20 protein-coding genes and 2 pseudogenes are annotated in these 22,002 nt (G+C 63.6%); 10 read left to right on the top strand and 12 right to left on the bottom strand.

Going from position 1 to position 22,002, the window contains the following annotated elements; translation table 11 throughout:
• Positions 1–15: 15 nt before the first annotated feature.
• From ligA to dinB, 5 genes are read left to right on the top strand one after another with little or no spacing between them, the layout of a single operon-like run.
• Positions 16–2,388 (top strand): NAD-dependent DNA ligase LigA, encoded by a 2,373-nt coding sequence (gene ligA / locus JW030_RS07540; protein WP_188046155.1) that lies wholly within the window; start codon positions 16–18, stop codon positions 2,386–2,388.
• Positions 2,389–2,430: 42 nt separating this feature from the next.
• The gene (gene gatC / locus JW030_RS07535; RefSeq protein ID WP_188046156.1) at positions 2,431–2,751 is read left to right on the top strand and encodes an Asp-tRNA(Asn)/Glu-tRNA(Gln) amidotransferase subunit GatC; all 321 of its coding nucleotides are present in this window, start codon (positions 2,431–2,433) and stop codon (positions 2,749–2,751) included.
• Complete coding sequence (gene gatA / locus JW030_RS07530) at positions 2,751–4,289, top strand: Asp-tRNA(Asn)/Glu-tRNA(Gln) amidotransferase subunit GatA (protein ID WP_241095365.1); 1,539 nt, start codon at positions 2,751–2,753, stop codon at positions 4,287–4,289. The genes gatC and gatA overlap by 1 nt, the downstream gene beginning before the upstream one ends.
• Positions 4,289–5,806, top strand: coding sequence for an Asp-tRNA(Asn)/Glu-tRNA(Gln) amidotransferase subunit GatB (gatB, locus tag JW030_RS07525; protein ID WP_188046157.1), 1,518 nt, complete (start codon positions 4,289–4,291; stop codon positions 5,804–5,806). The genes gatA and gatB overlap by 1 nt, the downstream gene beginning before the upstream one ends.
• A 51-nt stretch (positions 5,807–5,857) precedes the next feature.
• Entirely contained in the window at positions 5,858–7,072 is a 1,215-nt protein-coding gene (dinB, locus tag JW030_RS07520) for a DNA polymerase IV (RefSeq protein WP_188046158.1), read from the top strand.
• A gap of 21 nt (positions 7,073–7,093) precedes the next feature.
• Here the strand turns inward: dinB and JW030_RS07515 are convergent, their stop codons facing one another.
• From JW030_RS07515 to JW030_RS07500, 4 genes are all read right to left on the bottom strand, one after another.
• Positions 7,094–7,687, bottom strand: coding sequence for a DUF2017 family protein (locus tag JW030_RS07515; RefSeq protein WP_188046159.1), 594 nt, complete (start codon positions 7,685–7,687; stop codon positions 7,094–7,096).
• Entirely contained in the window at positions 7,687–7,971 is a 285-nt protein-coding gene (gene clpS / locus JW030_RS07510; RefSeq protein WP_188046160.1) for an ATP-dependent Clp protease adapter ClpS, read from the bottom strand. The genes JW030_RS07515 and clpS overlap by 1 nt, the downstream gene beginning before the upstream one ends.
• A gap of 4 nt (positions 7,972–7,975) precedes the next feature.
• The gene (locus JW030_RS07505; RefSeq protein ID WP_188046161.1) at positions 7,976–8,323 is read right to left on the bottom strand and encodes a metallopeptidase family protein; all 348 of its coding nucleotides are present in this window, start codon (positions 8,321–8,323) and stop codon (positions 7,976–7,978) included.
• A 566-nt stretch (positions 8,324–8,889) separates the two neighbouring features.
• Complete coding sequence (locus JW030_RS07500) at positions 8,890–9,558, bottom strand: ankyrin repeat domain-containing protein (protein WP_206348534.1); 669 nt, start codon at positions 9,556–9,558, stop codon at positions 8,890–8,892.
• 343 nt (positions 9,559–9,901) lie between these two features.
• Between JW030_RS07500 and JW030_RS13665 the strand changes: the two are divergent.
• From JW030_RS13665 to JW030_RS07490, 3 genes and pseudogenes are all read left to right on the top strand, one after another.
• Positions 9,902–10,133 (top strand): annotated as a pseudogene (locus tag JW030_RS13665) (hypothetical protein); the annotation flags it as partial.
• 38 nt (positions 10,134–10,171) lie between these two features.
• Positions 10,172–12,274 carry a heavy metal translocating P-type ATPase gene (locus JW030_RS07495; RefSeq protein ID WP_188046162.1) on the top strand — a complete coding sequence of 701 codons (2,103 nt, stop codon included), beginning with the start codon at positions 10,172–10,174 and terminating at the stop codon, positions 12,272–12,274.
• A 24-nt stretch (positions 12,275–12,298) separates the two neighbouring features.
• A complete protein-coding gene (locus tag JW030_RS07490) occupies positions 12,299–12,610 on the top strand; it encodes a metal-sensitive transcriptional regulator (RefSeq protein ID WP_188046163.1) in 312 nt (103 codons plus the stop codon).
• 22 nt (positions 12,611–12,632) lie between these two features.
• On the opposite strand, the gene JW030_RS07485 is transcribed toward JW030_RS07490, so the two are convergent.
• From JW030_RS07485 to JW030_RS07455, 7 genes are read right to left on the bottom strand one after another with little or no spacing between them, the layout of a single operon-like run.
• A complete protein-coding gene (locus tag JW030_RS07485; RefSeq protein ID WP_188046164.1) occupies positions 12,633–14,510 on the bottom strand; it encodes a heavy metal translocating P-type ATPase in 1,878 nt (625 codons plus the stop codon).
• Positions 14,511–14,568: 58 nt separating this feature from the next.
• Positions 14,569–15,297: a Crp/Fnr family transcriptional regulator gene (locus tag JW030_RS07480; protein ID WP_188046165.1), complete on the bottom strand. Its 729-nt coding sequence runs from the start codon at positions 15,295–15,297 to the stop codon at positions 14,569–14,571.
• A 48-nt stretch (positions 15,298–15,345) separates the two neighbouring features.
• On the bottom strand, positions 15,346–16,014 hold the full coding sequence (locus tag JW030_RS07475) for a bifunctional 2-polyprenyl-6-hydroxyphenol methylase/3-demethylubiquinol 3-O-methyltransferase UbiG (RefSeq protein ID WP_188046166.1): 669 nt from the start codon (positions 16,012–16,014) through the stop codon (positions 15,346–15,348).
• Positions 16,011–16,916 carry an NADP-dependent oxidoreductase gene (locus JW030_RS07470; RefSeq protein ID WP_188046167.1) on the bottom strand — a complete coding sequence of 302 codons (906 nt, stop codon included), beginning with the start codon at positions 16,914–16,916 and terminating at the stop codon, positions 16,011–16,013. Before JW030_RS07470 ends, JW030_RS07475 begins: the two co-directional genes overlap by 4 nt.
• A 35-nt stretch (positions 16,917–16,951) precedes the next feature.
• Positions 16,952–17,383 carry a cupin domain-containing protein gene (locus JW030_RS07465; RefSeq protein WP_017791817.1) on the bottom strand — a complete coding sequence of 144 codons (432 nt, stop codon included), beginning with the start codon at positions 17,381–17,383 and terminating at the stop codon, positions 16,952–16,954.
• 15 nt (positions 17,384–17,398) lie between these two features.
• Positions 17,399–19,438, bottom strand: a complete 2,040-nt coding sequence (locus tag JW030_RS07460; protein ID WP_188046168.1) for a cation-translocating P-type ATPase — start codon at positions 19,436–19,438, stop codon at positions 17,399–17,401.
• 51 nt (positions 19,439–19,489) lie between these two features.
• The gene (locus tag JW030_RS07455) at positions 19,490–19,726 is read right to left on the bottom strand and encodes a heavy-metal-associated domain-containing protein (protein ID WP_188046169.1); all 237 of its coding nucleotides are present in this window, start codon (positions 19,724–19,726) and stop codon (positions 19,490–19,492) included.
• 239 nt (positions 19,727–19,965) lie between these two features.
• Between JW030_RS07455 and JW030_RS07450 the strand changes: the two are divergent.
• A pseudogene (locus JW030_RS07450) lies at positions 19,966–20,109 on the top strand (IS3 family transposase); the annotation flags it as partial.
• Between the two features lie 379 nt (positions 20,110–20,488).
• Positions 20,489–20,851 carry a sulfate permease gene (locus tag JW030_RS07445; protein WP_188046170.1) on the top strand — a complete coding sequence of 121 codons (363 nt, stop codon included), beginning with the start codon at positions 20,489–20,491 and terminating at the stop codon, positions 20,849–20,851.
• 29 nt (positions 20,852–20,880) lie between these two features.
• Here the strand turns inward: JW030_RS07445 and JW030_RS07440 are convergent, their stop codons facing one another.
• Positions 20,881–21,933: a DUF4113 domain-containing protein gene (locus JW030_RS07440; RefSeq protein WP_223159950.1), complete on the bottom strand. Its 1,053-nt coding sequence runs from the start codon at positions 21,931–21,933 to the stop codon at positions 20,881–20,883.
• Between the last annotated feature and the right edge of the window lie 69 nt (positions 21,934–22,002).

Below are 22,002 nucleotides of genomic sequence, written 5' to 3'. Positions count from 1 at the left end.
TTCTACACTGGTCATGTGACCGAGCAGCCCCTGAACTTTGAGTCCGCCCGCGCCGAGGCCGAGGAGCTGAGCGCGAAGATTGACGCGTACCGCTTGGCCTATCACTCGAGCGGAGTCAGCCTCGTGAGTGACGCCGAATACGACGCGCTGATCCGACGAGTCGAAGAGATCGAGCGAGCGTTCCCGGAGCTCGCGGGCCAGGACAGCCCGACGCGCCAGGTCGGCGCCGCGATCGTGTCGGCCGGATTCCCCGAGCACGAGCATGCGGAACGCTTGCTGAGCCTCGACAATGTCTTCTCGATCGACGAGTTCCGCGAGTGGGCCGAGAAGACGGCCGCCTCGGCCGGCCGCGCCGTGCACTGGCTGACCGAGCTGAAGATCGACGGCCTCGCGATCAACCTCGCATACCGCAACGGCGTGCTCGAAACTGCGACCACCCGCGGGGACGGGCGGGTGGGTGAGGACATCACCGAGAATGTCGACCTCATTCCGGCGATTCCGCGGAGGTTGAGCGGCACAGATGCGCCGCCCGAGTTCTTCGAGGCCAGGGGCGAGGTGTTCTTGAGCGGCGAGAACTTCGCCTGGCTGAACGAACGCCAACACCAGCTCCAGGCAGCGTACGTCGCCGAGCAACTCGCGAAGGGCAAGAGCGAGGAAGACATCCCGGTGAAATACCCGGAGTTCGCGAACGCCCGCAACACCGCGGCCGGCAGCCTGCGCCAGCGCGCGGACAAGAAGACCGAAGCCGAGCTCGTACTCATGCGCGAGCGCCTGGGGCGGCTGTCGTTGTACGTGCACGGCATCGGCGCCTGGGAACGTCCTGACTTCCAGAATCAGTCCGATGCATACGCCGCGTTGGAGGCGTGGGGCCTGCCTGTCTCGCCTCACTCAGCGGTGCTCGACTCGATCGACGAGGTGGTCGACTTCATCGAGTCCCGCGGCGAGCGGCGGCACGATTTTGAGCATGAGATCGACGGCATCGTCGTCAAGGTGGACGAGCTCGAACTCCACGCGGAGCTGGGTGCGACGAACCGCGCGCCGCGTTGGGCGATCGCGTACAAGTTCCCGCCCGAAGAGGTGCATACGAAGCTGCTCGACATCAAGGTCGGCGTCGGGCGCACCGGGCGGGCCACGCCCTATGCCGTGATGGCCCCCGTGCATGTCGCCGGTTCGACGGTGAGCCAGGCCACCCTCCACAATCAGGACGTGGTGAAGGCAAAGGGTGTGCTAATCGGCGACACGATCGTACTGCGGAAGGCCGGCGACGTGATCCCCGAGATTCTGGGCGCAGTGGTGGAACTGCGGGACGGCTCCGAGATCGAGTGGCACATGCCGAAGGGGTGCCCCGAGTGCGGCACCGAGCTGCGCGCCATGAAGGACGGCGACATCGATCTGCGCTGCCCCAACGCAAGGAACTGCCCGGCCCAGCTGAGCGGTCGAGTCGAGCACATCGGCTCTCGCGGCGCGCTTGACATTGAGGTGCTCGGTGAGATCACCGCCGACGCCCTCACCCGCCCGGAGGAGCCCGCCGAGCCGCCGCTCGCGACGGAGGCCGGCCTGTTCGACCTGACCCTCGAACAGCTCGTGCCGATCGTGATGATCGTTCGAGACCCCGAGACCGGCGAGCAAAAGGCCGACCCCGAGACGGGTGAGCTGGTTCGGCGGGCGCCGTTCCAGAAGGTCACCCTCAGCTACCCTCCGGGGGCCGAGGAGATGACGGCGGCCGAGCGCAAGCGCGACGGCATCCGCAAGAACTTCCGCAACATCTCGCCCTCGAAGGACGCGTACACCCTGCTCGCCGAGCTCGAGAAGGCGAAGACCAAGCCGCTCTGGCGCCTGCTGGTCTCACTGAACATCCGTCACGTCGGCCCGGTCGCGGCGCGTGCCCTTGCCGAGTGGTTCGGCTCGCTCGAGGCAATTCGCGAGGCGACACCCGAGCAGCTAGCCGAGGTGGACGGGGTGGGCGGAGTGATTGCCGAATCGCTCGCGGACTGGTTCGAGGCCGACTGGCATCGGGAGATCATTGAGCGCTGGAGCGCCGCTGGGGTGCAGTGGTCGACGCCGGGTCACCCCGGCCCGGGGGCGGCAGCAGAAGCGGGTGGCGTGCTCGCCGGCCTCACCGTCGTCGCGACCGGCACGCTCGACGGCTTCACGCGTGACGGCGCGAAAGAGGCGATCCTGCAAGCGGGCGGGAAGGCCGCCTCGAGCGTCTCGAAGAAGACCGATTTTGTGGCGGCAGGCCCCGGCGCCGGATCGAAGCACGCAAAAGCGCTCGAGCTCGGCATCCCGGTGCTCGACGCTGCCCAGTTCGCGGTGCTCGTGAGCGAGGGCCCGGCGGCGCTGCAGCTCGGAGCCGATGCGGATCCTGCGGGGGACAGCGCGCCCTAGAATAGTGGGGTCCCCACGTCACCCCCAGACCCGCGGAGCAGCATGCCTGAAAACAGTGCCGCGAGCGGCGAGATCACGGTCGAAACCGTGCAGCACCTCGCCGGACTCGCTCGAATCGCCCTCACCGACGAAGAAGTTGCGACGCTTACCAGCGAGCTCGGCTCGATCGTGCGAAACATCGCCAAGGTGAGCGAGGTGACCACGCCGGATATTCCCGCGACGAGCCACCCCATTCCGCTCTCGAATGTGACCCGCCCCGACGTGATCGCCGACGTGCTGACACAGGAGCAGGCGCTCTCCGGCGCGCCCGACGAATTTGATGGACGATTCCGTGTTTCCGCGATCCTGGGGGAGGAGCAGTAGTGACTGCCGAACTGATTCACCTGACCGCTGCGGATCTCTCCGCGAAGCTCGCCTCGGGCGAAGTTTCCTCGGTCGAGGCCACGCGCGCGCACCTTGATCGCATCAACGAGGTCGACGGGACGCTCAACGCGTTCCTCGCGGTGAACGAGGAGAACTCGCTCGCCGCCGCGGCCGCGATCGACGCTCGCCGTGCCGCGGGGGAGCAGCTGGGCGAACTCGCCGGCGTGCCGCTCGCGATCAAGGACGTCCTCGTCACGACGGACTACCCCTCGACCAGCGGCTCGAAGATCCTCGAGGGCTGGATGTCGCCCTACGACGCCACCGTCGTCCGCAAGACGCGCGAGGCCGGCCTCGTGCCGCTCGGCAAGACGAACATGGACGAGTTCGCGATGGGCTCGTCGACCGAGAACTCGGCGTACGGCCCGACTCGCAACCCGTGGAACCTCGACCGAATCCCGGGTGGATCGGGCGGTGGCTCCGCCGCGGCCGTGAGTGCGTTTGAGGCGCCACTCGCCCTCGGTAGCGACACTGGCGGCTCGATCCGCCAGCCTGCGGCCTTGACCGGAACCGTGGGCGTCAAGCCCACCTACGGCGGCGTCAGCCGCTACGGCGCGATCGCCCTCGCCTCGTCGCTCGACCAGGTTGGCCCGTGCGCCCGCACGGTGCTCGACACCGCGCTGTTGCACGACGTGGTCGCCGGCTTTGACGCGCACGATTCGACCTCGCTGCAGGTCGCGTGGCCGTCGATGGCCGCAGCTGCCCGCGAGGGTGCCGCAGGTTCCTCGCTGAAGGGCCTGCGCGTTGGCGTCGTCAAGCAGCTCATGATCGACGGTGTCCAAGCGGGTGTAAAGGCCCGATTCGAAGAGTCGCTCGCGCTGCTCACCGCCCAGGGTGCCGAGATCATCGAGATCGACGCCCCGCACTTCGAGTACGCGGTCTCCGCGTACTACCTGATCCTGCCGGCCGAGGCCTCGAGCAACCTGGCGAAGTACGATTCGGTGCGGTTCGGCCTCCGAGTGAACCCCGCGGGTGGCGGCACGGTCGAAGGCGTGATGAGCGAGTCTCGCGCGGCCGGGTTCGGTGCAGAGGTCAAACGCCGCATCATCCTTGGTACCTACGCACTGTCTGCTGGTTACTACGACGCCTACTACGGCAGCGCCCAGCAGGTGCGCACGCTGATCCAGCGTGACTTCGCTGCGGGCTTCGCCCAGGTCGACGTCATCGCGTCCCCGACGGCGCCCACCACCGCGTGGAACCTCGGCTCGCACCAGGGCGATCCGATGCAGGACTACCTGAACGATGCCACGACGATCCCGGCGAACCTCGCAGGGATCCCGGGGATGAGCCTTCCCATCGGCCTCGCGGCCGAGGATGGGCTTCCCGTCGGCCTGCAGCTGATGGCCCCCGCAACCGAGGACGCGCGCCTGTACCAGGTCGGCGCGGCCATCGAACAGCTCATCGCGGAGCGCGACGGCGCCCCGTTTTACGCTCAGGCGCCGGCGCTCTCGGCAGCCTCGCTCGGAAAGGCGGCCCTGTAATGGCGAAGACCAAGCTGATGAGCTTCGAGGAGGCGCTCGAGCGCTACGAGCCGGTCATCGGCCTCGAGGTGCACGTCGAGCTCAACACGCAGACGAAGATGTTCTCGTCGGCACCCAATACGTTCGGCGCCGAGCCGAACACGAACCTCACCCCGGTGTGCCTGGGCCTTCCCGGTTCGCTGCCAGTGGTGAACGAAGAAGCGGTGCGCTATTCGATCCGTCTGGGGCTCGCCCTGGACTGCGACATCGCCGAGGTGTCGGGGTTCGCGCGCAAGAACTACTTCTACCCGGACATGGCGAAGAACTATCAGATCTCGCAGTTCGACGACCCGATCGCGGTCGACGGCTCGGTCGAGATTGAATTGGCCAGCGGCCGGGTGGTGCACGTTCCGATCGAGCGCGCACACATGGAGGAGGACGCCGGCAAGCTGACCCACGTGGGCGGTTCGACCGGTCGCATCCAGGGAGCCGAGTACTCCCTCGTCGACTACAACCGCGCGGGCGTTCCGCTCGTAGAGATCGTCACCCGGCCGATCTTTGGCGGAGAGGCCGACACTCCCGAGATCGCGGCAAACTACGTGTCGACCATTCGCGACATCGTGCTCGGGCTCGGGATTTCTGACGCGAAGATGGAGCGCGGGAACCTGCGCTGCGACGCCAACGTGTCGCTGCGCCCCCGCGGGAACGAGGACGCCGGCATGTCGGTGCTCGGTACGCGCACGGAGACCAAGAACGTGAACTCGCTGCGCTCGATTGAGCGCGCGGTGCGCTTCGAGATTCAGCGCCAGGCCCGGATCCTCTCCGAGGGCGGCTCGATTACCCAGGAGACGCGCCACTGGCACGAGGACACGGGCGAGACCTCGCCCGGCCGTCCCAAGAGCGACGCCGACGACTACCGCTACTTCCCGGAGCCCGATCTCGCGCCGCTCACGCCGTCGCGTGAGCTGGTCGAGGAACTGCGTCTCACGCTGCCTGAGCACCCGACGCTGCGTCGTCGCCGGCTGCGCGCGGACTGGGGCTTCACCACGCTCGAGTTCCAGGACGTCGTGAACTCGGGTCTGCTCGACACGCTCGAGCAGACGGTCGCCGCCGGGGTTCCCGCGCAGACCGCCCGCAAGTGGTGGACCGGCGAGATTGCGCGAATTGCGAACGAGCGCGGTGCCGAGGCATCCGAGCTCATCACGCCGGAGCAGCTCTCCGCGGTTGTCGCGCTGGTTGACGCGGGGACGCTCAACGACAAGCTGGCCCGCCAGGTCATCCAGGGTGTCATCGACGGCGAGGGTACGGCGACCGAGATCGTCGAGGCCCGTGGCCTCGCCATCGTCTCGGACGACGGGCCGCTCATTGAGGCTATCGATGCGGCGCTCGCGCAGCAGCCCGATGTGCTCGAAAAGATCCGCGACGGTAAGGTGCAGGCGGCCGGCGCCGTCATCGGCTCGGTCATGAAGGCGATGCGCGGCCAGGCTGATGCCGGCCGTGTACGCGAGCTGGTGCTGGAGCGTGCAGCTCAGCTGTAGCCCCTGCGACGTTCGGGGAGCAATGTCGGTGGTGTGTGAGGGAATGGGACGATGAGTTCCCTCCCTCGCACGCGGGCGTCGATGCTGCACGTTGACATGGACTCGTTCTTTGTCTCTGTCGAGCTCCTGGATCGGCCCGACCTCATCGGCAAACCCGTAGTGGTGGGCGGTACGTCGGGCCGATCAGTCGTTTCCAGCGCAAGTTACGAGGCGCGTACGTTCGGCGTCCGCTCCGCCATGCCGATCGGCCAGGCGCTCGCTCGGTGCCCGCAGCTCGTGATCCTGCCCGGCAGCTACGACAAGTACCGGATCGCCTCGCGTGCGGTGATGGCGATCTTTGCCGAGTTCACCCCGCTCGTCGAACCGCTGAGTATCGACGAGGCGTTTCTTGATGTCGAGGGCTCGCGAAAGCTCTTCGGGGAGCCGATCGAAATTGCCCGCGCAATCCGCGAGCGCGTGCGTGAGGTGACCGGGCTCCCGGCGTCGGTGGGATTGGGCGGGACGAAGTTCATCGCCAAGCTCGCCTCCCAGCGAGCCAAGCCCGACGGGATCTTGGAGATTCCGCCAGCGCGCAGCCTTGAGTTTTTGCACCCGCTTCCCGTGGGGGCGATGTGGGGAGTTGGCGCCGCGACCGAGAAGGCGCTGCGGTCGCGGGCGATTCACACTGTCGCCGATCTCGCGCGCGAGCCGATGGAGTCCCTCAGGCGCCTGGTGGGCGCGGCCTCGGCGCAGAAGCTCCACGAACTCGCGAACGGCCGCGATGCGCGAGATATCGTGACGAGTCGGATCGAGAAGAGCATCGGCCATGAGGAAACGTTTGCGCAGGACGTCGCTGATCCGCGGGTCTTGAATCGCGAGCTTCTCCGTCTGTCCGCGAAGATCGGGGAACGGCTGCGTGCGGCCGAGGTCGAGGCGCGCACGGTAGCGATCAAGGTCCGCTGGGCAAACTTCGAGACGATCACGCGCTCGCGCACATTGCCGGAGGCGACGAATTCGTCGAGACGCCTCTTTCAGACGGCGCACGAGTTGTTCGAGGCGCTCGATGTAGCGGGTCGGCCTGTGCGCCTGATCGGCGTGCGCGCGGAACAACTCGTCGCAGAGGGAAGTGACCCTGCCGGACTGTGGAGCGACGACGACGGCTGGCGTGCCGTCGACTCAGCGGTGGACGAGCTGCGCGAGCGTTTCGGTGCAGCGGTCGCCCCGGCGCGCCTGCTCGAAGGTCGGGGGACCGTCGTGGACCCGCGGTCCTTGCAGAACCCGCAGTAGCCCGCCACCCCGCAAGCCGGGCTATTCGATGGGCTCGTCGCCGAGGACTGACTCGAAGCGAAGCAGGGAATCGACGATGGCCGCGAGCCAATCAAAGACGAGCACGGTGCCGTGGGTCTCGTCGTCCTCGAGCGCGCGTTCATGGTCTTCTTCGCCGTCGATGCCCAGCCGGGCCGCGATGGCGAGGCGCAGCGCGCTGACCGTGCGAACCCATTCCGGCAGCGACTCGGCGGTGATGGTGACGCGCACAGGCTCGTGCGCCGCGGCGTCGACACCGGCGCGATCTGGGGCATCGATTGCGAGCGCCGTGACGACACTCGTTGCGTCCTGCAACTTGCGGTTGAGCAGGCCCTGCTCCGTGACGCGACGAAACTTCGCTGCTTCCTCGGCATCGGAGTAGGCATCGGGGAACAGGCGTGCGAGTGCGGGATCCTCGGGTGTTTCGTCGGTGCCGCCGATCTCGAGGCTCGCGAAGAGCGGATCTGGGTCCAGGCTCGTGCCGCTGTGGCTCTGCAAGAGCTCGATGAGCTGGTCGAGGAGGTTCTCGAGCAGGGTAGCCTCTTCGTCGAAGAGCTCCAGGGTGAGTGCGCCGGCCCGGCCGGCGACGATGCGCACTAACTCCCCGCCTGGCGGAGTGTTGCCCAGAGGCCGTAGCCATGCATCGCCTCGACGTGCATCTCCATCACCTCTCGCGGGCCGACAGCGACGACCGCGTTGCCGTCGTTGTGGACCTCGAGCATGAGCGCTTCCGCTCGCTCGAGCGTGCAACCAAAATGGGTGCGGAAGACGTACGACACGTACGACATCAAGTTCACGGGGTCGTCCCACACGACCGTCTGCCAGGGTCGCTCCGTGACAGCGACGGGGGAGTTCTCCCGATTGATTCCTGTTTCCGGCATGGCGCTACCCCCAACCCAGCTCGTGAATGCGCTTCTCCGAGAGGCCGTAGAAGTGCGCGATCTCGTGGACGAGAGTCACGCGAATCTCGGCGACCAGGTCTTCTCGATTCTCGCAATGGGCGAGCAACGGCTCGCGGTACAACACAATGCGATCGGGCTCCTCGCCGTACCCGTAGTGCTCACGCTCGGCGAGCGAGAACCCGTGGTACATGCCGAGGATGTCAGAGCCGTCGGTCGGCCGATCCTCGACGAGAAAGATCACGTTGTCGAGTTTGGTGAGCATGTCCTCGTGGAGGGAGTCGAGGCCCTCCGAGACCAGGGTCTCGAACTCGTCGTGTGACATCGTGAGCATGTCTTCACCCTACACATCTGCGCTCGGTGCGTGCCGCGAAAATAGTGAAGGCCCGAACCCCCGTCAGGGGATTCGGGCCTTCACTATGTCTTGCGACTTTTCTTCGGGTCCCTGCGTAGAAAGTTCTCAAACCCCACCCCGAAGCTGAAATCGTTGATTTCTCGCTGGAAACGAGGGGTATACCGGGTATCGCGGCGGGCCGATAATACCCCGATTCACGACGTACGAGGGCCTTGCGTAAGGAGGATTGGGAAACCTCAAACCTTTCTCACCCCCGCAGAAGTAGATCGACTTGTCGACGATTACCTCACTGGTTTCAGCGTCGGATACCTCGCTCAGAAGTATGGTGTGCACCGTGCAACCGTCTCGAAACATCTCACCCTGAGCAACGTCGTGCGCCGCCAGCACGGCCTCACAATCGAGGAAGCCGCAGAGATAGTGAAGCTGCACGGCGGTGGCATCTCAATGCGCGCTATCTCACGCACTCTCGGTGTCGACCGTAAGCAGGTTCGCATCTCCTTAGTCGCAGCTGGTGCACTCGTCGATCAAGCCTCGACTATGAGAATTTAAACGAAGCCTTCCTCGACAAGCACACAACCGCTCTCGGTAATGACATGGGCCTGGCCTGAACCGCCAACGACTCGGCTCCAACTCTCAACCAGCAATCGACCCTTGAATATCGACATCGAGAAGCCGCCGTACATACCTGGATAACCAAAGTACAGATTGTCCAATGTCTCCAACGCGATGATCTCGGAAGGGATTGGCCGAATCTTTACGGGCTCCAAAGACTCGGTACGTTCCTGAATCAGTTCAGATAGGTACTTGTCCCATGCAGCAAACTTTCGCAACTCGTTGTCGCTCAGATCACGCACGGTCAGCGCATCAGCAAGATGCTGATGATTGCGTTTCAAAGCAATATCGATTGGACGATCGCCTTCAGCGTTCCGTAACGAACGCCATGCTCCGCGCCGGATGAGTTCATCCACGACCTCCGATGAGGCGCCGAGCCAAACTGCCTGGTGAAGTGGTGTGAACCAAGAGTCACCAGCGATTCTCCATTGATTTACGCTCAGAAATCGCTCTCGATCAAGAAGACGAAATACCGCCTCCCAATTGCCGACTTTGGCAACGTCCGCAAGACGATTGATGTTGTCGACGTGACTCTCCTTGAGAAGTCCCGCCTCTATCACGCCTGGCCAATCAACTTCCAACTGCCACCCTACGCTCGACATTCGGACGGTGTAACCAGAACTACTGCTGCCGGATCTACATCACTTGCCGTTGCAAGAGTCGGCAACTCGGCAGAATCAAGACCAGCAAGTTCAAGTGCTGCCTGTCCAGCTAAGTGAGCCGAACGCACAGACGGGACTGCTGCACGGATAGGTGACAGTTCTAGTCACGCCGCCAGTGCGACGGCACTCGATCTCCTCTGCAACCCGTCAGACCTTGACCGAACCTTTTGCGACCGGCGCACGGCAAAGTAGCGCTTGGTACTTCTCAACGGCTTCTGCCATTCGCTCTACAAGTCTGGGTCGGAAGACGAACTGCTTGAAGGTCGGTGAGTAAAGGCAGTAGCGCGGCGATCTGCGGAGCGCTGTCGATGTGATCCGACTCTGACGCAAGACGCTCGGCACCATCAAGACGAACCTGTCTTGGGCGTTCGCCTATAACGTGGCAGCGATTCCGGTCGCAGCGTTCCGTATGCTTAACCCAATGCTCGCCGGCGATGGCGTTCTCGAGCGTCTTCGTCGTTGGCAACAGCCTGCGTCTGCGCGGCTTCACGTCCATCACCAAGCAGGCTGCCTAGCACACCGGGCCGGGTCGCCCAGCCGAGAGAAGACACCCATGACGAAGCCACACGCGGGCCACGGGCACGACCACGGGCCTCACAGTGGCCACGAGCACCATGAGCGCACTGGACACGAGGATCACGATGGTCACGCTGGCCATATGGGCCACTGCGGCCACGGCGATCATGTGGCACAGTTTCGGCGCCTGTTCTGGGTGAATCTCGTGCTCGCGGTGCCAGTCGTCGCGTTCTCGCCAATGTTTGCCATGATCCTCGGCTATTCAGTACCAGGCTGGGCCACCTTGATCGCACCTGTTATCGGCACCGTGATGTATGTCTGGGGCGGCTCCCCATTCTTGACGGGCGCGGTGAGCGAAATCAAGGCCCGCAAACCGGGCATGATGCTGCTGATCGCCCTGGGCATCACCGTGGCCTTCCTCGCATCGTGGGGCGCAACACTCGGGCTGTTGCATCACGAGCTCGAATTCTGGTGGGAACTCGCGCTGCTGGTGGTCATTATGCTGCTCGGGCACTGGATCGAGATGCGTTCGCTCGCCCAGACCACTTCTGCGCTCGACTCCCTCGCGGCGCTTTTGCCCGACGAAGCCGAGCGGGTCGAGGGTGAAACGGCCGTCACGGTGAGCCCGGCGGAGTTGCGCGTTGATGATCTCGTGATCGTGCGCCCGGGCGGCAGCGTGCCGGCCGACGGCATGATTGTTGACGGACGTGCGGCCATGGATGAATCGATGATCACCGGCGAATCGCACCCCGCGACCCGCAGCGAGGGCGATGCGGTGACCGCCGGCACGGTCGCGACCGATTCGGGGCTGCGGGTCAGAGTCACCGCCATCGGAGACGACACGACACTTGCCGGCATCAACCGACTCGTCGCCGACGCACAGAACTCGTCGTCTCGTGCGCAGCGCATCGCCGACCGGGCTGCAGGGTGGCTGTTCTGGTTCGCCCTCGCCGCAGCGGTCATCACCGCGATCGTTTGGATGCTCGTGGGCGACCCAGATGCGGCCGTGATGCGCACCATTACCGTGCTAGTGATCGCCTGCCCGCACGCGCTCCGCTTGGCGATTCCGCTCGTGGTTTCCATCGCCACCGAGCGCGCGGCTCGCGGCGGGGTGCTCGTGAAAGATCGTCTCGCGCTCGAGACGATGCGCCAAGTCGACGCGGTGCTCTTCGACAAGACGGGCACACTCACCAAGGGCGAACCGGTTGTCACCGGTGTCGCGCCAGTCGGCGATGTTGACGAGCACGCCCTGCTGGCCCTGGCCGCCGCGGCCGAGGCCGACAGCGAGCACCCCCTCGCCAAAGCGATCGTCGCCGCGGCGAGCGACCGAGGCCTCAGCCTTGCACCCGCCACCGGGTTCTCTTCTTCACCGGCGGTTGGCGTCACCGCCACCGTGGCCGGCCACGAGATTCGGGTCGGTGGGCCCCGGCTTCTGGAAGAAACCGGGCAGCCCGAGATCGGTGCAGCCGATGCCTGGCGGGCCGAAGGTGCCATCATTCTGCATGTCGTTCGTGACGGAATCATGATCGGCGGGCTGAAGCTCGCCGATGAGATTCGCCCGGAGTCGCGCGATGCCCTCGCCGCACTGCATCGGCTCGGTGTTGAGGTCGTGATGATCACCGGTGACGCTGCAGCCGTCGCGGGGGAGGTTGCTCGCGAACTCGGTATCGACCGTGTGTTCGCGGGCGTGCGCCCCGAAGATAAGGCCGCGAAGGTGGCCGAGTTGCAGCACGAAGGCACGGCTGTCGCGATGGTCGGCGACGGTGTCAACGATGCCCCCGCCCTCGCGCAAGCCGATGTTGGTATCGCTATCGGGGCGGGCACCGATGTGGCGATCGCGTCGGCAGGGGTGATCCTCGCCAGCTCTGACCCGCGTTCGGTGCTCTCAGTGATCGAACTCTCACGTGCTGCCTACCGCAAGATGAAACAGAACCTGTGGTGGGCGGCGGGGTACAACTTGATTTCGGTGCCGCTTGCCGCCGGGGTGCTCGCCCGCGTCGGGTTCGTGCTGCCGATGTCGGTCGGAGCGATTCTGATGTCGCTGTCGACGATCGTCGTGGCGCTGAATGCCCAGCTCTTGCGCCGCATCGATCTCAGTCCAGAAGCCAGCACTCGCGCCGTGCTCGAACGCACGAACTGACCTCACGCAGCCCAGGATCAGCACATGTCATCAACCACTGAATCGCACGCGTCGCACCACGGGTATATCGGCGATAAGAAGCGCTACCTGCAGCGCATGAAACGAATCGAAGGTTTGGCCCGGGGCATCGCGAACATGATCGACGAAGAGCAGTACTGTATCCACATTCTGACCCAGGTCAGTGCGCTCACCCGCTCGCTGCAGGGGGTGGCGACGGGGCTGCTCGATGATCACCTGAAGCACTGTGTGCTCGATGCCGCCAAGCTTAGCGACGAGGCCGCCCACGAGAAGATTCAGGAGTCCACTGCCGCGGTCAACCGGCTGATCCGATCGTGACTGTGTGAGTCGGCCTCGCGGGTTAGCCTACCGGCACTTCCCGCCGAGCAGGGCCCTCGCGCCGCGCACCCCGGTGCGCTCGGAGCGCGCGGAGCGCCGACAGAATGGCCACAAGGTCAACAATCTCTTGCAGGAGGGCCCCCACAACTGCGGGCAGGTAACCGAATGCGGCGACGAGCATCAAACCGACTGAGATGATGATGCCCATCCAGATCGACTGCAGGGCGATCTGCACCGTGCGCCGCGAGACATAGGCAACATCTGCCACGCGTGCGATGTCGTTCGAGGTGATCACCGCCGCTGCTGACTCGCTCGCGACCGTTGCACCCCTGCCCGCCATCGCAACACCGACATCGGCTGCCGCCAGCACCGGGGCATCATTGATCCCATCGCCGACCATGAGTACGGGTCTCGGCCGCATCGCCTGCACGATCTCGACCTTGGTCTGGGGAGTGGTCTCAGCGTGCACCGTCTGAATGTCGACCGCGTGTGCGACAGACTCCGCGGTCGACGTGATATCACCGGTCACCATCGCGATCTCGGCTACGCCTGCTCGGCGAAGACGGGACACCGTGTCTGCAGACTGCTCACGAATCGGGTCGGACAAGATGATCACTCCGGCGAGCTCGTCACCGACCGATACGTAGACGGCCGTCTCCCCAGCTGAGAGTACGGGTCGATCGATCGCCCCGGTCACCACTTCGATAAATGAGGGCTTGCCCACTCGCACCGAAGTGCCGTCTGCCAGGGAGGCGAGGACACCGTTCGTTGCTACCTCGTCAGCGTTCGTGACTGCTGGCAGCTCGAGTTGTTGTGCTCTTGCGGCTGCGACGATCGGGTCGGCGAACACATGCACGGAGTACTGCTCAGCGGCTGCTGCGAGGCGAAGCGTTTCGGTCGCGGTGCGGGAGGACGGGTGAATGTCGACGACGTCGGCTTTACCTTCGGTCAAGGTGCCGGTCTTGTCGAATGCGACTGCACGGACCCGGGCGAGCACCTCTAACACGCCACCGTCTTTGATGATGACGTTGAGCTTTGCTGCGGAACTCATCCCGCCCATGAACGCGACCGGGGTGGCGATGAGCAGCGGGCACGGCGTCGCCACGACGAGCACCTCGGCAAATCGCACCGGATCCCCGCTGAGAAACCACGCGAAGCCCGCAATCAGCAATGACACAATGGTGAACGGCACCGCGTAACGGTCGGCGAGTCGCACCATCGGTGCCCGGGAGTCCACGGCCTCCTCGACCAACCGTACGATCGAGGCGTAGTTCGAATCGGCTGCCACCTTCTGCGCGCGCATCGTGAAGCTCGTCGTGCTGTTGACCGTTCCAGAAAGCAGTGGGTCGCCCGCGTGGTAGTTCGCCGGGATCGGTTCACCGGTCACGGATGATTCATCAATCGTCGCGTGATCCGATAGGAGCACCCCGTCGACGGGGAGGATCTCTGAGGAGCGCACCAGCAGTTCGTCGCCGACTTTCACCTCTTCGATCGCGATGCGTTCGACCTCACCTGTTACCGGGTGAATTCGACCCGCGAATGCTGGGGCTCGGTTCAACAGTTGGTCGAGTTCTCGGCTCGCGCGGCGAGCGGCGAGGTCTTCGAGTGCTTCCCCTCCGGTGAGCATCAACGCGATGATGAGCCCCGCGACATATTCCTGTACGGCGAGTGTCGCGATCATGGCGATGACCGCAAGAATGTCGAGCCCCCAATGCCCGCGCATCAGATCTTTGAACATGTCGATCGCGGTGATCACGATCACGATACCGAGCACCAAGTATGCGGTGACCCCGAGAGCCATCTCTGCGCCGGTCAGCCAGAGCATAACCCCGGTCGCCAAACCGACGAGCACGAACATCATGAGCTTGCGGTTGCGAAGAAATTCCACCGTCGATGACATTGCGTGTGACGCTTCCGAGGTACGTGGGGCGATGGTCTGGGCTGGCACGGTGCTGTTCTCAGTCTCTCTTCGAGAGGGTTGAGAGTGCGGTGAGCGCGGTCACATCAGTGATCGTGATCCGCCCCTGTTCCTGTTGTGAGATCACCCCGGTGTCGGTGAGTTTGCGAAGTTGCCGACTGAGGGACTCTGGTGTCGTGGACAGGAGCGAAGCGATGTCCTTCTTTGCGAGCGGCAGCGTCACGTCGATGGCTCCTCGCGGCCCTGGCGTCGCAGGGAGCGAGAGCAGGTAATCGGCGAGACGAGAGCTCACGTTTCCCGAGATGACAGAAGCCAGTCGCGCCTCAGTATCATCCAAGCGCTGACTCACTCCTTGCAGCATGCGCAGCCCGATGCTCGGATGCTTCTCGACGAGACGCCCGAGATCGGCATGACGGAACACGCACAGTTCGGTATGCACGAGCGCTTCTGCTGCGTGATCGGGTCTCGTGCCGGTGAGAAACGCGGATTCTCCGATGAAGTCGCCCGGCCCGAGGACCCGGATCACCTGCTCGTGCCCAGCCGCACTTGTGCGAGCGATCTTCACCTGACCGGTGTGCACCACCATCAACTGCGATATATCCGAGCCTGCTGTATACGCCTGCTCGACAGCGTCTAATCGGACGGTACGTGCAAATCCCGCAACTTCCACTTGCTGCGCATGTGTGAGCCCTTGAAACAGTGGTACACGGGCCACGCAGAGATCATTTGCTGGATCAGCATCCACATCGGTTGAAACAGCCAACGGCATCCTTCCCTTCCCTTCTAGTATGGCAACTCGTGGCACAACACCCGCGCTTCAGCTGAAGCCAGGGGTGGCGCGTGCAGTGATGTACGCGTGTGGCGTCCGCGGGTTCGAGCGCTGCCCGATCACCTCAAACCCGGCGTGGGTGAGGGCTTCGACCATTTTGTTCATCGGCCACCGGTATGCGGCGGCGATCGGATGGTCGAATGCCTCTAGCCGCGGCCCCGCGAAAAAGGACATCAGCAGCGATCCGCCGTCACCCAGCCGAGTGCGCAGTGTTGCGAGCGCGTGTAGAAGCTCTTCTGAGCTCATGTGAATGGTCGAATACCAGGCGAGGATCCCACCCCAGCGGGTCTCGCAACGGGCGAGACCTTCGATGGAATCGTGATGGAACACAATCGCAGGATGTCTGGCTCGGGCAATCGTGATGAGGCGATCCGATGGCTCGAGCCCTTCCACCGTGTGTCCGAGGCGTGCGAGGTGACCGGTCCAACGCCCGGTACCCGCGCCGACATCGAGAATGGGGCCATCGACTGCCGCGGCCCACGGCTCGATGACCGCACGGTCAGGGTCATCCGGTGAGATCTCGGCACCGAGAATGCCCTCGATATCAACCTCAGGCGACCCGTATGCATCGGCCACCCGGTGTATTGAGGCCACAGGATCAGACGTCCGTGCTGCTGTGAATACGGCGTCCGTCGGTGCCTCAGGCCGCTGGGTCATGGTTCGATGATCACTTTGCCGGCAGTGTGCCCGGCCTCCACCATGGCGACGGCTTCCGCAGCCCGATCGAGACTGTACCGGTCCGTCACCTGCGGATCGACGAGACCGTACTGGGCGACGCCGGTGACCTTCTCGAGCCCTTCACGCGTGCGCACCACCGCTACGCCACCGAGTTGCTGCACGGTGGTCGGGTCTGCGGTACTGATGATGACGCTCGGGTCTTTGGCGACGACCGCGAGATCACGAAGCGCCTGCCCACCGACCAGGTCGATGAGCACATCAACACCCTCCGGCGCGATGGCACGCACCCGGTCAGCCGCACCCTCCCCGGAGGCAACGAACGTCGCACCGGTCGACTCCACCAGTTCCTGCTTCGCTGCACTGGCCACACCGATGACCGTGAACTTGTGCACATTGCCGATCTGCGCCGCCATCAGCCCGACCCCACCTCCGGCGCCAAGAATCAGCATCGTCTGACCAGGTTCCAGCTCGATCTGATGCGTCACGTCATACGCAGTCGCCCCTGCGACAGGCAGTGCTGCAGCGTCAGCAAAGGAAAGCTCTTCGGGCTTCTGGACGGTTTGTGCCGCATCCAACACCGTGTGCTTCGCGAACGTTCCCTGTCCTTTGGCCGCGAGGCCGAGCACCATGTCACCGACAGCGAAGTTCTCGACCTCTGCGCCTACGGCGGTGACGACACCGGAGGCCTCTCGGCCCATCGGTGCGGGAATCGGCCAGAGGGAGCCCATCTGCCCGGCACGGATCTTCCAGTCAGCAGGGTTCACCCCGGCCGCTTTCACTTCGATCGCGAGCTCTCCAGGCCCAGGTGCCGGAGCGGGGCGTTCAACGAGTTCCTGCGTCTCGGGGCCGCCATAGGCGGCGAAGACCAGCGCTTTCGACATTATTGACTTCTCCTCGTTCTCCAGGTGAGTGACACTTACGTGGTTGCCTGTGGCGGAGCGTCTTCACCCGAAGCCTCTGCCGCATCAGCGAGTTCCTTCGTGGCATACTCCGCGTCAATTGCGTGCTCCGGAGGTGAATAAACGGTGTAGAGCACCAAAGGCTCATCGCCAGTGTTGCGGAAGTTGTGGCGAGTACCGGCCGGGACAGCGCACAGGTCGCCAGCATCAACGGTGTGCGTCTCGCCGTCAAGGTCGGCTTCTCCGCTGCCCGACACAAAACTCAGCAACTGGTCGGTGGTGTCATGCACCTCGTCGCCGATCTCCCCGCCCACCGGAATCGTCATCGCAACGAGTTGGGAATGCTTTCCCGTCCAGAGCACCTGACGAAAATTCGTGTTTGCTTTCGCGACCTCGTCGATGATGAAGTGCGTCGCCTTCTCGCCGACGCTGAACTGGTTCTCACTCATGTGTGTGGTCCTTTCTTAAGATGGAAGTTCGGATGAACTCTGGGCCGTGGCTGGTTCGACCGGGCGGCCTGTTTCATGTGCGGCTCGGGCGCGTTCACTCCTCGACAACGCAGTGGCTCCTTGGGTGTTGCGCAGCAGGCGCATCGCGTTGAGGATTACGATGAGCACCGATCCCTCGTGCACGAGCATGCCGATAGCCATCGTGACACCCCCTGCGAAAACCCCGACGAGCAGCACAACAACGGTGATGAGCGCGATCCAGATGTTCTGGCGCATGACGTTCACGGTGCGTTTGGCGAGGCTGATTGCTTCGGGCAGTTTCAAGAGGTTGTCGCCCATCAGGGCAATGTCTGCCGTCTCCACGGCCACCGCTGAGCCCGCTGCACCCATGGCAACACCAATGTCGGCGGTCGCGAGGGCCGGGGCGTCGTTCACGCCGTCGCCCACCATCGCGACCGTGTGCCCCTCGCGCTGCAACCGCGCGACAGCGTCGAGCTTGTCCTCGGGTAGCAACGAAGCATGGATCTCATCGATACCGACCGCCTCACCGATGGCTTCGGCGACAAGGCGCGTATCTCCGGTGAGCATCACCACCTTCCGCACCCCGCCAGCGTGCAAGCGCCTGATCATCTCGGGGGCATCCTCGCGGATCGTATCTGCGACACCGATTACGCCAAGCACGCTCTCATCGACCGCGACAATCATGGGGGTCTTGCCTGCCGCCGCCAGTTTGTTCGCAGCCACAGCCGCCCCCGCGTCGTTCACGATCCCGTACTGTTCGAGCAGCGGCACGTTACCGATGAGTACCCGCTTGCCGTGAGCGTCGGCCACGATCCCCTTGCCCACGACCGGTGTGACCGATCCCGGAAGGCCCTCGGGGGCCACTCCTTCTTCTCGTGCGGTGTCGAGGATCGGGCGGGCAAGTGGGTGCTCGGACCCTGCTTCTGCGGCGGCTGCCCAGCGAAGCACCTCGCGCCGATCCGCTTCAGGATTGAGCACAACGATGTCGGTGAGTACCGGGCGGCCCTCGGTGAGAGTCCCCGTCTTATCGACTGCGACGGCCGAGATCTTGGCCGAGGTTTCGAGGTACTCGCCGCCCTTGATGAGAATCCCGTTGCGGGCCGAGCGGCCGATTCCCGCTACGATCGCCACGGGAATCGAGATGACGAGCGCGCCCGGGCAACCGATCACGAGCAACGTGAGGCCGAGCACTACGTCACCAGAGATGAGGCCCGCCGCAAGCGCGAGTACCATCACCGCGGGCGTGTACCACTTCGAGAATCGGTCGATGAATGCCTGCGTTTTCGCTTTCGCATCCTGCGCTTCTTCGACACGGTGAATGATGCGCGCGAGCGTCGTGTCGGCTCCGATGCCGGTCGCCATGACCTGTAGGAATCCGCCCCGCGAGATCGTGCCCGCAAACACGTGATCTGACTTCGTCTTTTCGACCGGGATCGACTCACCCGTGATCGATGCCTCGTCGATCGCTCCGGTGCCTGACACGACCTGCCCGTCGACGGGAACTTTCGCTCCGTTTTTTACGAGCACGATCTCGCCCATGCGCACCTGATGTGCGGCGATCTCGACCTGCTCACCGTCGCGCATCACGACTGCAACGTCGGGGGCCACCGCGACCAACTCAGCGAGCGCTGCACGGGTCTTGTTCATCGTGCCGGCTTCGAGTGCGTGACCGATCGCGAAGAGGAACGTCACGGCGGCAGCTTCCCAGAAGTTGCCGATGAGTGTCGCGCCGATCGCTGCAATCGATACGAGCAGGTCGATACTGATGAACTTTACGAGCAGTGCCCGGACGGCCTTCACGACGATTCCGTACCCCGCGACAATTGCTGCGGCGAGCATGAACGCGTTCGCAAGGGTAAACACATGACCAGAACCGTGGGCGTGTTCGCCAGCGTCGATCCACCAATGCGGACCGACCGTGACGTTCCAGCTGCCGCCGAAGAGCTTTTCGACGCCGAACGACACGAGAATGAGGAGGCCCGAGACAACGGGAATGAACCAGTTGCCATACCGCCACTTACGGAACGCCTTCACGAATGTGCCGCCTTTCGAATTGGTGAACTTAGTGCGTGAGGAGCCGTTTGGCTAGAACGCGGAGGCCTTCGACTTATAGCCGGCCTTATTGACAGCAGCAATGAGATCGTCGACGGAACTTCTTGTCTCATCGTGGTCGATCTCAACGCGACCCGAGGCGAAGTGCACCGTCACGTTCTCGACGCCATCGAGCTTGCCGACCTGCTTCTCGATCTTGGTCACGCACGACGGGCACGAGAAACCCTCGGCGCGCAGCAGAGTGTGGGTGGTGTCAGTAGCGTTCGCCATGATGAGTCCTTTCGCTTCACCCCGAAACGGGGATCGACCAGGAGGTTCCTGGCCTTCACGACCCAGACTATTGTGTTGACAGAGCCTCAGCCTTGACCTAGATCAAGTCGTGCTCGGAGCTCCTCTCTGTGGCTCACCAGCTACTTGGGTGCTGTGAGTCGCTTCTTGGTTGATCTGCTGGGCGCCATGAAGGTCTACAAGACCGAACTGATCCGTCAGCAAGGCCCTGGCGGACGGTCGAGCAGGTCGAGCTTGCGACCCTCGAATACGTGTGGTGGTGGAACCATGAGCGGCTCCACGGGGAACTCGATATGCGTACTCCGATCGAGGTCGAACAGGCGTACTACGCTGAAACCGAGACGCTTCTGTCACCGACCGGCTGACAGGGAAACCGGTCGGAACAAGAACCAGGCCAATTCAAAATGCTTCTTCCTGCCAAGCGTAGAGACCAAGGCGCCCGTCTTCGAGCGGATGCAAAGGAAGAGCTGTACTCAGCTCGGGCTGCACCATCATCGGCATCGTCTCCATATAACTGATATTGCCATTACCCTCCGACATTCTTGGATTGAGTGCGTGGGATTCTGTTTTCGGTTGAGCGGCTATTTGGAATTTCGGGTTCCCAGCGCACAAGCCTTCGACGTATGCTGAGGGCAGGCGGCCTCTACCTGCTACGTCATCGCCCCAAGCGATGACACAACTCAACGGCCTTGGCTGAACAGTTTTCTTCCTCCTGTCGCCCTCGACTTGGGGAGGTCTGTCACCATGTTTCGCCTGATCTGGATCATCAGCATCTACGTTCGCAGCTTCATGCGACGCTTCATGCTCAGCAATATTGCAATCACCGCACTCCGCACTCGCAGCGGCCTCAAGTGGGCCGCACCGGCGATGCTTCTGTCAGTGCCGTACTTGTTCGCAGCAAGCTACGTCTCGAATCTTGTCGACGGTGGCGCATCGAAATGGCTCTATGTCATCTTCGTCGTGTGCATCTGGAACGCGTTGAAGTTCGTAGCGAACGGCATTGTGTGCATGGGGATACTTGCGCGGGTTCGTGTTCACGAGCGGCGACTGCGTAAGTCTGCCGAAGCACCTGCCGTGCACCCGAACGAGCAATTCGTCGGAGGCTGAACACGAAGCAGCTAGCGTCGCTCAGCGTTCTACGCCGCCGCGACGAGTAGCTCGTCCCAGTTCGTGAGGCATCGCCGAGAAAGTAGCTCGCGCTTCATCTCCCAACCGGGTGGGACCTTCATGCCGCCCAGCCCAACCCCAACAGCAGTGGTCGCAAATTTTCGATTGATCTTGTCGAGCGCTTGCCCAACGCCGCGACCCTCGAATTCTGGTCTGAAGAGGTCGAGCGGTTGCACTCCGCCAGCTTGTCGCAGGTCGGTGAGCACGACACCGGCGCGGGCGTACCTGATGCCCTCGGCCGGGAACAGCTTCGGTATCAGCGCGCGTGCGGCTTTGGTGAGTGTGATCGGATCGTCAGTTGGTGTGGAGAGCCCCACGGATACTTGAGCGCTGTGGGCAACGGTGTCGGTATCTGCCCAGCCAGTCATTGCCCAGGCAGACAAATGCCCTGCGAGTGATCCCTGTGCTCGTAGTCTCGCCGATACTCGTTGCGCGTACAGCGAGATCACCTGTCCCATCTCACGGTTGTCGGTGATCTTCTTCGAGAAGCTGCGCGAGAAGATGAGTTGGTCTTTGGCCGTCGGTGGGAACAGTTCGAGCGAAATGCATGGAGTGCCGCGGAGTTCGAGCACGATGCGTTCCATGTTCACGTTGAACTTCTTCCTTGCCCATTTCGGATCGAGTTCGCGTAGATCTTTCGCGCTGTGCACGTTCATCGCGGCGAGCTTTCTTCCGCTGCGCCCTGCAACGCCCCAGAGGTCGGTCACGGGGATGGTGTCGAGGATCCTGCTCATTTGTTCTTCGCCGTATCGCCCGAGGTGCAGTACTCCGTTCATAGCGGGCACCTTCTTGATGCCGATGGCGGCGACCTTCGCAAGGGACTTGGTGGCCCCCATCGCGACGCGCACCGGCACCCCCGTGAGCTGACCAACTGCCTGCCTGATCTCGGTGCCGACTCGCTCCAGCTCGGCAGGGGTGCCTCGGAGCCCAACGAATGATTCGTCGATCGAGTACACCTCTTGCCAGGCGGAATAGCGCGAGATGATCTCTACTGGTAGTGACGATTGTTCAAGAGTGCACAATTCGGGAACTATCCGACCCCAGTCCAGATGACGACGACGACGATAACCGGGCGCAGAGGATCGCAGTGG

Origin of the sequence: Leucobacter sp. CX169 (genome assembly GCF_017161405.1) — a bacterium.
Classification (GTDB): domain Bacteria; phylum Actinomycetota; class Actinomycetes; order Actinomycetales; family Microbacteriaceae; genus Cx-87.
Note: the sequence above shows the minus strand (reverse complement) of the source record. Positions and strands in the feature narration are given on the sequence as shown.

Bases quoted from the DNA above. Each gene is read 5' to 3' on its own strand.
- JW030_RS07475 (WP_188046166.1), bottom strand. From the start codon at position 16,014: ATGACCCAGCGGCCTGAGGCACCGACGGACGCCGTATTCACAGCAGCA.
- JW030_RS07455 (WP_188046169.1), bottom strand. From the start codon at position 19,726: ATGGCGAACGCTACTGACACCACCCACACTCTGCTGCGCGCCGAGGGT.
- JW030_RS07465 (WP_017791817.1), bottom strand. From the start codon at position 17,383: ATGAGTGAGAACCAGTTCAGCGTCGGCGAGAAGGCGACGCACTTCATC.
- JW030_RS07445 (WP_188046170.1), top strand. From the start codon at position 20,489: ATGTTTCGCCTGATCTGGATCATCAGCATCTACGTTCGCAGCTTCATG.
- gatB (WP_188046157.1), top strand. From the start codon at position 4,289: ATGGCGAAGACCAAGCTGATGAGCTTCGAGGAGGCGCTCGAGCGCTAC.
- JW030_RS07500 (WP_206348534.1), bottom strand. From the start codon at position 9,558: ATGTCGAGCGTAGGGTGGCAGTTGGAAGTTGATTGGCCAGGCGTGATA.
- JW030_RS07505 (WP_188046161.1), bottom strand. From the start codon at position 8,323: ATGCTCACGATGTCACACGACGAGTTCGAGACCCTGGTCTCGGAGGGC.
- clpS (WP_188046160.1), bottom strand. From the start codon at position 7,971: ATGCCGGAAACAGGAATCAATCGGGAGAACTCCCCCGTCGCTGTCACG.
- JW030_RS07485 (WP_188046164.1), bottom strand. From the start codon at position 14,510: ATGTCATCGACGGTGGAATTTCTTCGCAACCGCAAGCTCATGATGTTC.
- JW030_RS07490 (WP_188046163.1), top strand. From the start codon at position 12,299: ATGTCATCAACCACTGAATCGCACGCGTCGCACCACGGGTATATCGGC.
- JW030_RS07495 (WP_188046162.1), top strand. From the start codon at position 10,172: ATGACGAAGCCACACGCGGGCCACGGGCACGACCACGGGCCTCACAGT.
- dinB (WP_188046158.1), top strand. From the start codon at position 5,858: ATGAGTTCCCTCCCTCGCACGCGGGCGTCGATGCTGCACGTTGACATG.
- gatC (WP_188046156.1), top strand. From the start codon at position 2,431: ATGCCTGAAAACAGTGCCGCGAGCGGCGAGATCACGGTCGAAACCGTG.
- JW030_RS07470 (WP_188046167.1), bottom strand. From the start codon at position 16,916: ATGTCGAAAGCGCTGGTCTTCGCCGCCTATGGCGGCCCCGAGACGCAG.
- JW030_RS07480 (WP_188046165.1), bottom strand. From the start codon at position 15,297: ATGCCGTTGGCTGTTTCAACCGATGTGGATGCTGATCCAGCAAATGAT.